Here is a 12,755-nt window from a genome sequence, read left to right as displayed (position 1 = left end):
CCGGCCCCCACCAGATGCACTAGATGAGGTCCATGCGCTGGACCCTCCCGAATATCCTGACCATCGGTCGCCTCATTGCCGCTCCGGGCATCGCGGTCATCTTTCTGTATTTCAATCGCCCCTTCGCGGACTGGGTGGCGCTGATCCTGTTCGCGTCGGTCGCCCTGACCGACTGGATCGACGGCCGACTCGCCCGCGCCTGGGGGATGGAGACGCGCTTTGGCGCTGCCATGGACCCGATCGCGGACAAGGCGATGGTGTTGATCGCCCTGCTGGTGATCGCCGGCTATTCGGCCATGTCGCCGTGGATCGTCATGCCGGCCACGCTGATCGTCTTCCGCGAGGTCTTCGTCAGCGGCCTGCGTGAATATGTCGGCGGCGGCGTGAAGCTTTCGGTGACCGTGCTCGCCAAGTGGAAAACCACCGTGCAGATGGTCTCCATCGCCGTGCTGTTCAGCGAAGGCATTTTCATCAACCACGGCGCCGATACAGCGGCGGCGTGGGTCGGCGGTTTGGGGGTCACGCTTCTCTGGATCGCGGCGGTGCTTACGCTGGTCACCGGCTATGACTACTTCCGCAAGTCGCTGCCTTACCTGAAGGAGCCGGCATGATCGACGTGCTCTACTTCGCATGGGTGAGGGAGCGGATCGGCCTGCCGAAGGAACAGGTCGAGACGGACGCGGCCACGGTCGCCGACCTCGTCGCGGAACTCCGCGCGCGGGAGGATCGCTATGACCTCGCTTTCTCCGACACCGCCGCGCTGCGTGTCGCGCTCGACCAGGAACTGTCGGAGTTCGACGCCTCCCTCTCCGGCGTTCGCGAAGTGGCCTTCTTCCCCCCGATGACGGGGGGCTGATGCAGGTCCGCGTTCAGGCTGACCCGTTCGATGCGGGCGCGGAGCTGAACGCCTTCACCGCCTCCGTCGACGGGGCGGGTGCGGTGGTCAGCTTTTCCGGCATCGTGCGCGACGTCTCCGGTGGCCTCGCTCACATGGAGATCGAGCATTACCCCGGCATGACCGAGCGGGCGATCCGCGACATGGTCGGGGACGCGATGACGCGGTTCTCCCTGGTCGATGCTCTGGTCATCCACCGCTACGGACGCCTGGGTCCGAACGAACTGATCATGATGGTCTGCACAGCTGCGCCACACCGTGGCGACGCCTTCCTGAGCGCGGAATTCCTGATGGACTTCCTCAAGTCCCGCGCACCCTTCTGGAAGAAGGAAGTCACCGCTGACGGCGAGGACTGGGTGGCGTCGAAGTCCGCGGACGAGGACGCCCTGTCCCGCTGGTGAGCGTCAGGCCATGGCCGCGCAGGGGCCGTGCCGGTGGCAGGTCACGAGGTGGTCGTTCACGAGCCCACAGGCTTCCATGAACGCGTAGACGATCGTCGGTCCGCAGAACCGGAAGCCCGCCTTCCTCAGGTCCTTCGAGATTCGCGTCGAAAGGTCGGTCGACGGTGGGACCTCCGCTTGCGTGGCAAAGCTGTTCTGAAGCGGTGTGCCGTCGAGATATTTCCAGAGAAACTGGTCGAACCCTTCCTGCTCCGCGATGGCGAGGTAGGCGCGCGCGTTCCCGATGGTCGCCTCGATCTTGCCCCGGTGGCGGATGATGCCGGGATCGGAGAGCAGGCGGGCCACTTCCGGCTCCCCCCATGATGCGATCACTTCGGGGTCGAACCCGGCGAAGGCGCTGCGGAAATTCTCGCGCTTCTTGAGAATCGTGATCCACGACAGCCCGGCCTGGAATCCGTCCAGTATCAGCTTCTCCCACAGGGCGCGGGCGTCCCGTTCGGGCACACCCCACTCGGTGTCGTGGTAGTCGATGTAAATCTGTTCCGGCCCGGCCCAGGCACAACGTTCCATATGGAGACTCCTAAAACTCGAACCTTAACCGGAGATTAGTCGGAGAGAGGCCAGTCTGCCAGAACAGGTCGGAGGCCCGGACATGATCGAATTCGAAGACACTTCAGTCGCGCGAGAGGCGCCCGATCCGTTGAGCTTCGCCCTCGGCTGGCGGGAGTTCGATACGCCCCGGATGGTGACGGCCGCGATCGCGGCGGGCAATTGCGCGCTGACCTATCAGCCCGTCAAGCGACGGGAGGATGAGGCGACGGCCTTCTACGAAGGGCTGATCCGCCTGAAGGATCACAGCGGCCGATTGCTGCCCGCCGCCGCCTTCATCGACGCGGTCGAAGAGACGGAGATCGGGCGCGACCTCGACACGCTCGCACTGCGTCTCGCCTTCGACATGCTGCGGGAGAACGGCGGGATGCGGCTCTCCGTCAACGTTTCCGCGCGGTCGCTCGGCGACCGGGCCTGGCGGCGCACGCTCGAGGACAACCTGTCGAGCCACCCGATGCTTGGCGAGCGGCTGATCTTGGAGCTTACCGAACGGTCCGCGATGCTTTTGCCGGAACTGGTCCTGCGCTTCATGGAGGAGATGCAGCCGCGCGGCGTCGCCTTCGCGCTGGATGAGTTCGGGTCCGGCGCGACATCCTTCCGACACCTGAAACGCTTCTACTTCGACCTCGTGAAACTGGACCGCAGCTTCACCGCCAACATCCACCGCGATGCAGACAACCAGGTCATGGTGCAGGCACTTCTGTCCATCGCACATCAATTCGACATGTTCGCCGTCGCCACCGGCGTCGAGAAGGAGGAGGAGGCGGGATGGCTCCGATCGGCCGGTATGGATTGCCTGCAGGGGTACTGGATCGGCACGCCCCGCTTCTCCCTTTAGCGGCGGCGGAACGGTGCCTTCACCGCGAATCGCGTTGTGAAGACAGGTCGGAGCCCCTAACAAGAACCTCAGACAGCGGGAGGGTGGCCCGCCCTTGGGCGCACGTCACGTCCCCTCCGGCACAAGTGCAGAGGAGACTTCAATGACCAACGTCGTCATCGCGTCCGCCGCCCGGACCGCCGTGGGGAGCTTCGGTGGCAGCTTCGCCAATACCCCCGCGCATGATCTTGGCGCCGCCGTACTTGAGGCGCTCGTCGCCCGCGCCGGGATCGACAAGGCCGACGTCTCCGAGACGATCCTCGGCCAGGTCCTGACCGCCGCGCAGGGCCAGAACCCGGCGCGTCAGGCCCACATCAACGCCGGTCTGCCGAAGGAAAGCGCCGCCTGGGGCATCAACCAGGTCTGCGGCTCCGGCCTCCGCGCCGTGGCGCTGGGCGCGCAGCACATCATGCTCGGCGATGCCTCGGTCGTGGCCGCCGGCGGTCAAGAAAACATGTCCATGTCGGTCCACGCCCAGAACCTGCGGCAAGGCCACAAGATGGGCGACGTCACCTACATCGACACGATGATCCGCGACGGCCTGTGGGACGCCTTCAACGGTTACCACATGGGCCAGACGGCGGAGAACGTGGCCGAGCAGTGGCAGATCACCCGCGAACAGCAGGACGAATTCGCCCTCGCCTCTCAGAACAAGGCCGAGGCCGCGCAGAACGCCGGCAAGTTCGACGACGAGGTCATCGCCTACACGATCAAGGGCCGCAAGGGCGACACGGTCGTCGACAAAGACGAGTATATCCGCCACGGCGCGACCATCGAAGGGATGCAGAAGCTGCGCCCGGCCTTCACGAAGGACGGAACGGTTACCGCCGCCAACGCGTCCGGCATCAATGACGGCGCCGCCGGTGCACTGCTGATGTCCGCCGACGAGGCCGAGAAGCGCGGGATCGAACCGCTGGCCCGGATTGCATCCTACGCGACGGCCGGCCTCGACCCGTCGATCATGGGCACCGGCCCGATCCCGGCGAGCCGCAAGGCGCTGGAAAAGGCGGGCTGGTCCGTCGACGACCTCGACCTCGTCGAAGCGAACGAGGCGTTCGCAGCGCAGGCCTGTGCCGTGAACAAGGACATGGGCTGGGACCCGTCCATCGTGAACGTCAACGGCGGCGCAATCGCCATCGGTCACCCGATCGGGGCCTCGGGCGCGCGCGTCCTCAACACCCTGCTGTTCGAGATGAAGCGGCGCGGTGCGAAGAAGGGCCTCGCCACGCTCTGCATCGGCGGCGGCATGGGCGTCGCCATGTGTCTCGAGCGTCCCTGAGCCCGGATAGATGACCCAAGGACCGGCGGGTTTCAGACCCGCCGGAAGTTCGCCATGGCCGGAACACTCCCCCGCTTCGATCAGCTCGTCTTCTCCGGCGGGGGGCTGCGCTGTTTCTGGCAGGGCGGTTTCCTCGACGAGGTGCGCGATGTGATTGGGCTCGAGCCCGATCGCCTGGCCGGCGTTTCGGGCGGAGCGATGACGCTGGTCGGCTTCATGTCGCGCCGTGGGCCTCAGGTGCTGGACGTGATGTGCGACCGGTTCGCGGATCGGGACACCAACATCGCCTGGGACTCCATGGGCGAGGACGGGCTGACCCCGCACCAGCGCATGTATCGCGAAGCGATGGCGCAGGTCATCGACGACCACGTCCTGCGCGACGTGGCTGAAGGGCGCCCGGCACAGATCCTCATCGGTCACCCGCCGGTTCACAAGGCACCGAAGTGGTCCGGCAGCGCCGCGGCGGTCGCCTACGAGGCGGAATTGCACTCTGTCGGTTCGCCCCATTTCTCTTGGGCGGAGAAGTTCGGTGTCACCACAACCTTCGTGAATGCGAACCAGGCGGCCCGCGACGGGACGCTGCTTGATCTCGTCTGCGCCGCCGCAACGATCCCGCCTGTCTTCGAGCCGCCGCTCTGGAACGGCAAGCCCGTGATCGACGGCGGCATGTCGGACCAGGCGCCGATGCCTGATCCGCACGAGGGCGAAACCCTCGTGATGCTGACCCGCGTCTACGATGGGCTGGAGCCCGTGGAGGGGCGTTTCTACATCCAACCGGGGGCCGAGACACCGGCCGACAAGATAGACTTCACGGATCCGCAGAAACTGCGCGACACTTGGGACGCCGGTGTGGAGGATGGCCGGCGATTTCTGAAGGAAAACGGATACTGAAATCCGGACCATGGGAGGAGACAACATGGCACGCACCGCACTCGTTACCGGGGGCAGCCGCGGCATCGGCGCAGCAATCAGCAAGGCGCTGAAGGAGGCGGGATACGACGTCGCGGCGACCTACGCGGGCAACGACGAGAAGGCGAGGGCCTTCACGGACGAAACCGGGATCCGCACGTTCAAGTGGGACGTTTCGGACTACGAGGCCTGCAAGGCCGGCATCGCCGAAGTCGAGGAGGCGATGGGCCCGGTCGAGGTTCTGGTCAACAATGCCGGCATCACTCGCGACGCACCGTTCCATCGGATGACGCCGCAGCAGTGGACCGAGGTGATCGACACCAACCTCAGCGGGCTCTTCAACATGACGCACAACGTCTGGCCCGGTATGCGCGAGCGCAAGTTCGGGCGCGTCATCAGCATCTCGTCGATCAACGGTCAGAAGGGCCAGTTCGCGCAGGCCAACTACGCCGCCGCGAAGGCCGGCGACATCGGCTTTACCAAGGCGCTCGCGCAGGAGGGCGCACGGGCCGGGATCACCGTGAACGTCATCGCACCGGGTTACATCAACACCGAGATGATGAGCACGATTCCTGAAAAGGTGATGAACGAGGTGATCCTGCCCGCGATTCCGGTCGGCCGCCTCGGCGAGGCGGAAGAGGTTGCGCGCTGCGTGGTCTTCCTCGCGTCTGAGGATGCCGGCTTCATCACCGGCTCGACCCTGACCGCGAACGGTGGCCAGTACTTGGTCTGAGGTTACTTCCGGCGGCTGAAGATGCGAGTAACCGTGTCGCGTATCATCTGGCCACGGGCCTGGTGCGCGGCACGGATCGCATTGCGGGTGCGGGCGTCGGTGACTGTCTCGAACATGGGCTCATTCCTGTCTGTGGTCGCCTCCCTCGCCGCAATATGCGCCTGACGCTGCAATGCAGCAAACGCTCATGCTGCAGCCCGTCATTGCATCAGGTGCAAGGCTGCCGGATCGGTCGATGATGTGAGGAATGGTCCGGGCAACTGGGCCGAGGCCGCCAGGGCGGCCTCGACAGCTGTTCCGAAGATCAGGAAGTCAGGCGGAAAGCCTCTGGATCTGTTCCTTGATCTGGAGCTTCTGTTTCTTCAGCGTCGCAACTTCGAGATCGTCTGTGGAGGGGCTTCTCTGCGCCGCTTCCACGGCGTCCGAGAGGGTCTGGTGCTTCTTCTTCAGCTCGACAAGGTGAGAACTCAAGCTCATGGGCGTCTCCTCAATGGGGCTGTTGCTGGTAGCATTGCCAGTGCAGCACAGTTTCATGAATCTGTCACGCTGCACGGCAGCGCACCGCGCATCGCCGAGGATAATCATCCAATCCTTGCCGAAACATTAATGTGGAAAAGACAATTCTGCCCCTTCGCGCAGGACCGCGCGGATTTCGGGGCGGTAGTCGTCACCATCCTGAAGGTGGCGCGCACCGTCATGCATGACGAGCGGCGGGCAAAGCTCGAACGGCGTCCGCGCACCTTTCCGGGCCTTCAGAATAAAGAGATGCGGCGCCCTGTCGGCCCGCGCGGCGAGCGGCAGGACCTGCACCCGCCCCATCCGGCTGTCCAGTGCGGCAAGCGTTTCCGGCAGACGTTCGATTCGCTGGATGAGTGTCAGTTCACCTTTCGGCGACAGGCGGCGCACCGCCGTCTCGATCCACGCGGCCATCGGGGCTGGACCGCGCAGCGCGACGTCCCTGCCGGTATCCGCCGACCCGGTGCCGAAGCGGCTCTCGAAATAGGGCGGGTTCATCAGGACCTGGTCGTAGCTGTGGGACCGAACCTCGACCGGCGGCTGCGCGACGTCGCCGACCGCCACGTTCAGCGCCAGACCGTTCTCGACCGCGTTGCGCCGGGCCAGATCGGCATAGAAAGGCTGGATCTCGAGCGCATCGCAGCGGGCGCCGGGTATACGGCTGGCAAGGGCGAGGATGGCGGTACCCACGCCACAGCCAAGCTCCAGTACGGACTGGCCGGGCAGGGCGCGCACCGCGGCGGCGAGTAGGATGGGGTCCACACCGGCCCTGTATCCCTGCGCGGGCTGCCAGATCCTCAGTCGGCCGCCCAGGAAGGCGTCGCAGGTCAGCGGCACCTCCGGAGCCGGTTCAAAGCTCGATGTCATTGTCCCGCATGGCACGTGCGGCGCGGTCGTAGTCCGCGGACGCGACCATCAGCCGCCGTGGCAAAATGCCGATGGATCCCTCGAGGACGCTCATGTTTACGTCCATCTCGAAGCAGTCTATACCCTCGCCGCCAAGCAAGGCCTTGGCGAAGGCAATTACGGTCGGATCGTTGCTGCGGAGCAGTTCTTTCATTCGATCTGACCTAATGTGCCGAGGCGCCGAAGTCTATCACGAGGAAAATCATGAGCCTCGATCATGCCGCCAGCAAGCCCCACGAGCGGCTCGCAGACGCACTGTCGGAAGAGTTGACGGCGGTCAACGCGCTGATCCGGGAGCGGATGGCGTCGGAACATGCGCCGCGCATTCCCGAAGTCACCGCCCACCTTGTCGAGGCCGGCGGCAAGCGCCTGCGCCCGATGCTGACGCTCGCGGCGGCCCGGCTCTGTGGCTACGACGGGCCATATCATATCCACCTCGCCGCGACGGTGGAGTTCATCCACACCGCGACGCTGCTGCATGACGACGTGGTCGACGAGAGCGCGCAGCGGCGCGGTCGCCCGACGGCGAACCTGCTGTGGGACAACAAGAGCTCGGTCCTCGTCGGGGATTACCTGTTCGCGGGATCGTTCCTGTTGATGGTCGAGTGCGGCAACCTCGAGGTGCTGCGCATCCTCAGCGCCGCGTCCGCGACGATCTCCGAGGGCGAGGTTCTGCAGCTCACCGCTGCCCGGAACCTGTCGACCAGCGAAGAGATCTACCTGCGCGTGATCCGCGGCAAGACCGCCGCGCTGTTCTCTGCCGCGACCGAAGTCGGGGGCGTGATCGCCGGGCAGGACGAGGCGACGGTGACGGCGCTGCGGGACTACGGCGACGCGCTCGGCATTTCCTTCCAGATCGTCGACGACCTGCTCGACTACTGGGGCACGGATGCGACCGGCAAGAACGTCGGCGACGACTTCCGTGAGCGGAAGATCACGCTGCCGGTGATCAAGGCGGTGGCCGCCGCCGACGACGAGGAACGGGCCTTCTGGCAGCGCACGATCGAGCGTGGCAAGCAGGAAGACGGCGACCTTGAGACGGCCATCGGTCTGCTTGGCAAGCACGGAGCATTGGAAGCGACTCGGTCTGAGGCGATCGCATGGTCGCAGCGGGCGAAAGAGGCACTGGCCGTGCTGCCCGACAGCGAACTTAAGGTCATGCTCGCCGACCTGGCCGACTACGTCGTGGCCCGGATCAGCTGAGCACCGGCGCCGGGGCGACCCACCAGCTCATCTCGGCCACCTGCATCGCGCGCGCGGCGCGGCGGGCGTGGTCCATGTCCTTGACCACGCCGACGCAGGTCGCGCCGGACCCGGACATCGTGGCGTATTTCACAAGTGGCTGGCGGCGCAGCCGATCCAGCGCGGTGCCGATCTCGGGCGCGATTCCGGTCGCGGCGGCGGTCATGTCGTTACGCTGACGGTTCAGCCATTCGCACAGACCGTCGAAATCTAGGTCGTGCGGCACGGCGTCCATCTCGGGATTGTTCCGCTTTTCCATCGCTTCGAAGCACTCCGCCGTCGGCACGCTGACTCGCGGATTGACAAGGACGAGCGCGAAATCGGGCAGCTTCGGCAGGTAGGACAGGCGATCGCCGATCCCGCTCATCCTGAGCGGGGCAGGGCCGGCATAACAGACCGGCACATCCGCGCCGAGCGAGGCGAGGATCGGGTCGCCATGTTCCAGCGGCGGCACGGACCAGAGTTTCGACAGGAGCTGCAACGTTACGGCGGCATCGGAGGATCCGCTGCCCAGGCCGGCGGCATGCGGCAGCACCTTGTCGAGGGTCAGCGCTGCGCCGACAGCGACCTGGTGGCGCTCCCGGTAGGCTTCCGCGGCGCGGTAGACGAGGTTCGTCTCGTCCGCCGGGACACCTTCCGCGAACTGACCGGTGACATGGATGCTCAGGTCCGTCGACGGGCGCGCAGTGATCTCGTCCCCGATGCCGGCGAAGGCGACGAGGCTGTCGAGGTCGTGATAGCCACCCGCACGCTGCCCGGTGACGTGCAGCGTGAGGTTTACCTTGGCAGGGGCGGTAATCCGGAGGGGATCACCCGGTCTATTGGCTATCGCCATGGGCCACTCGGATCAGTGTCGTACCCTCGCGTTCGAGCACGACATCGAGTCCATGTTCAAGCTTGTCTTGAATGCGCGCCGCGACGTCGTCCTCCGGCTTGAAGGAGAAGGCGCGCCGCCACATGAAATGTGCTTCGGTCTTGCGACCGACGGCCCAGTAGGCGTCGCCGAGGTGATCGATGATCACCGCGTGCATCGGATCGAGCTCCGCCGCGCGTTCCAGCTCGACCACCGCTTCGTCGTAACGGCCGAGGCGGTAGAGCACCCATCCCAGGCTGTCGGCAATCGACCCGTTCTCGGGACGCGCCTCGGCGGCGGTGCGGATCATGTCGAGCGCTTCGTCGAGGTTGCTGTCGTTCTCGACCAGCGAATAGCCGAGGTAGTTCAGGACCTGCGGTTGACCCGGCTCAAGTTCGAGCGCCGTGCGGAAGTCGGCCTCCGCCTGTTCCCACTGGCCGAGCCGCTCATACGTGATGCCGCGGGTGTAATGCACGAACCAGCGGGACGGGCTGTTCTCATCACTGAGGGCGAGGGCCTGTGTATAGGCTTCGTTCGATTCATCGTAGCGGCCAAGTTGGCGGAGCACATCGCCGAGCGAGGCCTGCACCATCGCCGTGTTGTGCTCTTCGACCAGTGCCTGAAGCACGACCACCGCTTCTTCCTGGTCGCCGGCCTCACGCAGGGCGCTGGCGCGGCCAAGCTCCGCCGCGAGGAACGCGGGGCTCGTCTCCGGCACGCTGTCGTAGGCTTCGCTGGCAAGCTGAAACCGGTCGAGCCGTTCCAGAAGCTCCGCCGACTTCAGCGTCGCCTCGTCGTGGTTCGGCGACATGAACTGCGCGACGCGGGTGTAGAGCAGCGTATAGCTGTCGGCGACCTCGCCATCGACGGCGCTGGCGACGGAAAAGAAGACCTCCGCGAAACCTTCCTTCGGGTCGGCGGCGATCGACAGCGGCACGGCGTCGCCCTTCTCCAGCGCGTCGCGAAGCAAGGTCAGGCCGGGATCGATGCTGGCGCCGAAGCTGGCGTCGATCAGCTGGATCGCTTCTCCGTTGCGGCCAAGGTGGCTCAACACTTCGGCGCGCAAGATGGTGGACCGCCGCGTGCGCTGCATCCCCTGCTCGGGCGAGAGCGAGAGAACGCCTTCCGCCGATTCGAAGTCGCCGGTGACGGCATAGCCAAGCGCCTTGTGATACATGCCGAAGTAGCGGAGGCCCGGCGAAGCCGCGACGGCGTCGAAGGCGTCGGCGGCATTGCCCGCCTCACCCTTGCCGATGAAGGCCCAGGCCTGCACCAGCCCGTCGACCAGCGGCCCGACGCTCTGGCCGTTCTCGATCGCGGTGAAGATCGCGTCCCAGTTGCCCGCCTTCGCGGCGGCGGTCAGCGTGACCATGTTGGCGATCTGGCTCGAGACGCCAAGGTCGCGCGCGGTAACGGACAGTTCGGCCGCCTGATCGAAGTCGCCAAGCGCGGCGAGCGCGGCGATCGCATTCTCGATCAGGTACGGATTGTCCCGGTCATGTTGGTGGGCAGTCGTGAAATACCGGGCCGCCGAGCGGAAGTCCCCCTCATGCGCGGCGTGCTGCCCCGCGAGGTAGGCCCCCGAGTTTCCTTCAGCGGTGGCGGTGTAAGTCGTCGAGAGGCTGAGCACGACGGCCATGGCCGTGCCCCAAAGGCTGCTCTTTCTCACGTCACTGTCCCGTTCTTGTCCTGTCAGGCGAGGTTAGACGAACAGTCGCGAGCGCATCAATCCGTCCGGTGTTCACAATTCTACCGGAGGCGGATTGATGCACAGGTTGGGCGCTGCCGGCGCCCAACTGCCTACATATTGGGATAGTTTGGTCCGTCTCCGCCCTGCGGCGTGGTCCAGACGATATTCTGCGCGGGATCCTTGATGTCGCAGGTCTTGCAGTGAACGCAGTTCTGGAAGTTGATCTGGAACTTCGTGTCCGCCCCTTCACCGACGAATTCATACACGCCGGCCGGGCAATATCTCGCCGAGGGGCCCGCGTATTCGGGCAGGTTTTTCGCCACCGGAATCGCCGGGTCCTTGAGTTTGAGGTGCGACGGCTGGCTTTCCTCGTGGTTCGTCATCGAGAAGCTCACGTTGGTCAGCCGGTCGAAGGACAGGACGCCGTCGGGCTTGGGATAGTCGATCGGCTTGTGACTGGCCGCCGGCTCCGTCGCGGCCGCGTCGGACTTGCCGTGTTTCTGCGTGCCGAAGGGCGAGAAGCCGAAGAGGTTGTTCACCCACATGTCGACCCCGCCAAGCGCGAGAGACGCGGTCAGGCCGTACTTCGACCAGAACGGCTTCACGTTGCGTACCTTCTTCAGGTCGGCGGCGACCGGCCCGGACTTCAGGGCGGTGTCGTATTCGGTGAGCACATCGCTCTCACGCCCTGCCTTCAGCGCCTCAACGGCGGCTTCGGCGGCATGGATGCCCGAGTACATCGCATTGTGGTTGCCCTTGATGCGGGGAACGTTCACCAGCCCCGCGGAACAGCCGAGCAGGACGCCGCCGGGGAAGGCGGTCTGCGGGATGGACTGCCAGCCACCCTCCGTGATCGCGCGGGCACCGTAGGCGACGCGCTTGCCGCCCTTCAGCAGCTCGGCGACCATCGGGTGATGCTTGAACCGCTGGAATTCCATGTAGGGGAACAGGTAGGGATTCTTGTAGTTCAGATGGACGACGAAGCCGACGTAAACCTGATTGTTGTCAAGGTGATAGATGAAGGAGCCGCCGCCGGCATTGCCGCCGAGCGGCCAGCCCATCGTGTGCGTCACGGTGCCTTCGCGGTGCTTCTCCGGGTCGATCTCCCAGATTTCCTTCATGCCGAGACCGTATTTCTGCGGCTCGGATCCGGCGGCGAGGTCGTACTTTTCGATCACCTGTTTCGACAGGCTCCCGCGCACGCCTTCGGACAGGAAGACATACTTGCCGTGCAGCTCCATCCCCGGCTCGTAGTTCGGGCCCGGCGTGCCGTCGGGGTTCAGGCCCATGACACCGGCGACGACACCTTTCACGGTGCCGGACTCGTCGAACACCAGCTCGGAGCAGGCGAAGCCGGGGAAGATCTCGACGCCGAGCTCCTCGGCCTGCTCGGCCATCCAGCGGCAGACGTTGCCCATCGAGACGATGTAGTTGCCGTGGTTGTTCATCAGCGGCGGCATGGCGATGTTCGGCACCCGCGCGGCGCCGGCTTCGCCCAAGATGTAGAACTGGTCGCGCTTCACCGGGACAGTGATCGGCGCGCCCTTTTCCTGCCAGTCGGGGATCAGCTCGTTCAGCGCGCAGGGATCGAGCACGGCGCCCGACAGGATGTGCGCCCCGACCTCTGAGCCCTTCTCCAGCACGACGACATTGAGGTCGGCGTCGAGCTGCTTGAGCCGGATCGCGGCGGACAGGCCAGCAGGCCCCGCACCGACGATCACCACGTCGAATTCCATCGTCTCGCGTTCGATTTCGGCCATCGGGTGCCCTTTCGCTTTCCGGCGCAAGATAATTGCGGATCACGGTTACAGAACACGCTTCACCGGCGCAATCGCGACCGGGCGT

15 protein-coding genes are annotated in these 12,755 nt (G+C 65.3%); 8 read left to right on the top strand and 7 right to left on the bottom strand.

The window, feature by feature from the left end; translation table 11 throughout:
- Positions 1-32: 32 nt before the first annotated feature.
- The 3 genes from pgsA to I8N54_RS17495 are packed head-to-tail and all read left to right on the top strand — an operon-like array spanning position 33 to position 1,296.
- Complete coding sequence (gene pgsA, locus I8N54_RS17505; RefSeq protein WP_140196806.1) at positions 33-611, top strand: CDP-diacylglycerol--glycerol-3-phosphate 3-phosphatidyltransferase; 579 nt, start codon at positions 33-35, stop codon at positions 609-611.
- On the top strand, positions 608-856 hold the full coding sequence (gene moaD / locus I8N54_RS17500) for a molybdopterin converting factor subunit 1 (RefSeq protein WP_140196804.1): 249 nt from the start codon (positions 608-610) through the stop codon (positions 854-856). The genes pgsA and moaD overlap by 4 nt, the downstream gene beginning before the upstream one ends.
- A complete protein-coding gene (locus I8N54_RS17495; RefSeq protein WP_140196802.1) occupies positions 856-1,296 on the top strand; it encodes a molybdenum cofactor biosynthesis protein MoaE in 441 nt (146 codons plus the stop codon). The genes moaD and I8N54_RS17495 overlap by 1 nt, the downstream gene beginning before the upstream one ends.
- Before the next feature lie 3 nt (positions 1,297-1,299).
- Here the strand turns inward: I8N54_RS17495 and I8N54_RS17490 are convergent, their stop codons facing one another.
- Positions 1,300-1,866, bottom strand: coding sequence for a DNA-3-methyladenine glycosylase I (locus I8N54_RS17490; RefSeq protein WP_140196801.1), 567 nt, complete (start codon positions 1,864-1,866; stop codon positions 1,300-1,302).
- Between the two features lie 82 nt (positions 1,867-1,948).
- On the opposite strand from I8N54_RS17490, the gene I8N54_RS17485 reads away from it, so the two are divergent.
- The 4 genes from I8N54_RS17485 (at position 1,949) to phbB (ending at position 5,703) form a co-directional block, all read left to right on the top strand.
- Positions 1,949-2,743, top strand: coding sequence for an EAL domain-containing protein (locus I8N54_RS17485; protein ID WP_140196799.1), 795 nt, complete (start codon positions 1,949-1,951; stop codon positions 2,741-2,743).
- Positions 2,744-2,885: 142 nt separating this feature from the next.
- The gene (locus I8N54_RS17480) at positions 2,886-4,061 is read left to right on the top strand and encodes an acetyl-CoA C-acetyltransferase (RefSeq protein WP_140196797.1); all 1,176 of its coding nucleotides are present in this window, start codon (positions 2,886-2,888) and stop codon (positions 4,059-4,061) included.
- A 54-nt stretch (positions 4,062-4,115) separates the two neighbouring features.
- Positions 4,116-4,952 carry a patatin-like phospholipase family protein gene (locus I8N54_RS17475; protein ID WP_140196795.1) on the top strand — a complete coding sequence of 279 codons (837 nt, stop codon included), beginning with the start codon at positions 4,116-4,118 and terminating at the stop codon, positions 4,950-4,952.
- 25 nt (positions 4,953-4,977) lie between these two features.
- A complete protein-coding gene (gene phbB / locus I8N54_RS17470; protein ID WP_140196793.1) occupies positions 4,978-5,703 on the top strand; it encodes an acetoacetyl-CoA reductase in 726 nt (241 codons plus the stop codon).
- Between the two features lie 312 nt (positions 5,704-6,015).
- Here phbB and I8N54_RS17465 read toward each other — a convergent pair whose 3' ends face one another.
- From I8N54_RS17465 to I8N54_RS17455, 3 genes are all read right to left on the bottom strand, one after another.
- Complete coding sequence (locus tag I8N54_RS17465; protein WP_140196791.1) at positions 6,016-6,180, bottom strand: YdcH family protein; 165 nt, start codon at positions 6,178-6,180, stop codon at positions 6,016-6,018.
- A gap of 126 nt (positions 6,181-6,306) precedes the next feature.
- On the bottom strand, positions 6,307-6,981 hold the full coding sequence (locus I8N54_RS17460; protein WP_332872146.1) for a tRNA1(Val) (adenine(37)-N6)-methyltransferase: 675 nt from the start codon (positions 6,979-6,981) through the stop codon (positions 6,307-6,309).
- Between the two features lie 88 nt (positions 6,982-7,069).
- The gene (locus I8N54_RS17455; RefSeq protein WP_140196787.1) at positions 7,070-7,279 is read right to left on the bottom strand and encodes a putative signal transducing protein; all 210 of its coding nucleotides are present in this window, start codon (positions 7,277-7,279) and stop codon (positions 7,070-7,072) included.
- A 50-nt stretch (positions 7,280-7,329) separates the two neighbouring features.
- Here I8N54_RS17455 and I8N54_RS17450 point away from each other — a divergent pair, with 50 nt between their 5' ends.
- Entirely contained in the window at positions 7,330-8,328 is a 999-nt protein-coding gene (locus I8N54_RS17450) for a polyprenyl synthetase family protein (protein WP_140196785.1), read from the top strand.
- Here the strand turns inward: I8N54_RS17450 and I8N54_RS17445 are convergent.
- The 3 genes from I8N54_RS17445 to I8N54_RS17435 form a co-directional block, all read right to left on the bottom strand.
- Positions 8,321-9,202: a 4-(cytidine 5'-diphospho)-2-C-methyl-D-erythritol kinase gene (locus I8N54_RS17445; protein ID WP_140196783.1), complete on the bottom strand. Its 882-nt coding sequence runs from the start codon at positions 9,200-9,202 to the stop codon at positions 8,321-8,323. The genes I8N54_RS17450 and I8N54_RS17445 overlap by 8 nt on opposite strands.
- Positions 9,186-10,889 (bottom strand): tetratricopeptide repeat protein, encoded by a 1,704-nt coding sequence (locus I8N54_RS17440; protein ID WP_140196781.1) that lies wholly within the window; start codon positions 10,887-10,889, stop codon positions 9,186-9,188. The genes I8N54_RS17445 and I8N54_RS17440 overlap by 17 nt, the downstream gene beginning before the upstream one ends.
- Before the next feature lie 131 nt (positions 10,890-11,020).
- Positions 11,021-12,670: an electron transfer flavoprotein-ubiquinone oxidoreductase gene (locus tag I8N54_RS17435; protein ID WP_140196779.1), complete on the bottom strand. Its 1,650-nt coding sequence runs from the start codon at positions 12,668-12,670 to the stop codon at positions 11,021-11,023.
- Positions 12,671-12,755 lie beyond the last annotated feature (85 nt).

Source organism: Pelagovum pacificum (assembly GCF_016134045.1).
Classification (GTDB): domain Bacteria; phylum Pseudomonadota; class Alphaproteobacteria; order Rhodobacterales; family Rhodobacteraceae; genus Oceanicola; species Oceanicola pacificus_A.
Note: the sequence above shows the minus strand (reverse complement) of the source record. Positions and strands in the feature narration are given on the sequence as shown.

Bases quoted from the DNA above. Each gene is read 5' to 3' on its own strand.
- I8N54_RS17435 (WP_140196779.1), bottom strand. From the start codon at position 12,670: ATGGCCGAAATCGAACGCGAGACGATGGAATTCGACGTGGTGATCGTC.
- I8N54_RS17490 (WP_140196801.1), bottom strand. From the start codon at position 1,866: ATGGAACGTTGTGCCTGGGCCGGGCCGGAACAGATTTACATCGACTAC.
- I8N54_RS17495 (WP_140196802.1), top strand. From the start codon at position 856: ATGCAGGTCCGCGTTCAGGCTGACCCGTTCGATGCGGGCGCGGAGCTG.
- I8N54_RS17475 (WP_140196795.1), top strand. From the start codon at position 4,116: ATGGCCGGAACACTCCCCCGCTTCGATCAGCTCGTCTTCTCCGGCGGG.
- I8N54_RS17455 (WP_140196787.1), bottom strand. From the start codon at position 7,279: ATGAAAGAACTGCTCCGCAGCAACGATCCGACCGTAATTGCCTTCGCC.
- I8N54_RS17445 (WP_140196783.1), bottom strand. From the start codon at position 9,202: ATGGCGATAGCCAATAGACCGGGTGATCCCCTCCGGATTACCGCCCCT.
- I8N54_RS17480 (WP_140196797.1), top strand. From the start codon at position 2,886: ATGACCAACGTCGTCATCGCGTCCGCCGCCCGGACCGCCGTGGGGAGC.
- I8N54_RS17450 (WP_140196785.1), top strand. From the start codon at position 7,330: ATGAGCCTCGATCATGCCGCCAGCAAGCCCCACGAGCGGCTCGCAGAC.
- pgsA (WP_140196806.1), top strand. From the start codon at position 33: ATGCGCTGGACCCTCCCGAATATCCTGACCATCGGTCGCCTCATTGCC.
- moaD (WP_140196804.1), top strand. From the start codon at position 608: ATGATCGACGTGCTCTACTTCGCATGGGTGAGGGAGCGGATCGGCCTG.
- I8N54_RS17465 (WP_140196791.1), bottom strand. From the start codon at position 6,180: ATGAGCTTGAGTTCTCACCTTGTCGAGCTGAAGAAGAAGCACCAGACC.
- phbB (WP_140196793.1), top strand. From the start codon at position 4,978: ATGGCACGCACCGCACTCGTTACCGGGGGCAGCCGCGGCATCGGCGCA.
- I8N54_RS17485 (WP_140196799.1), top strand. From the start codon at position 1,949: ATGATCGAATTCGAAGACACTTCAGTCGCGCGAGAGGCGCCCGATCCG.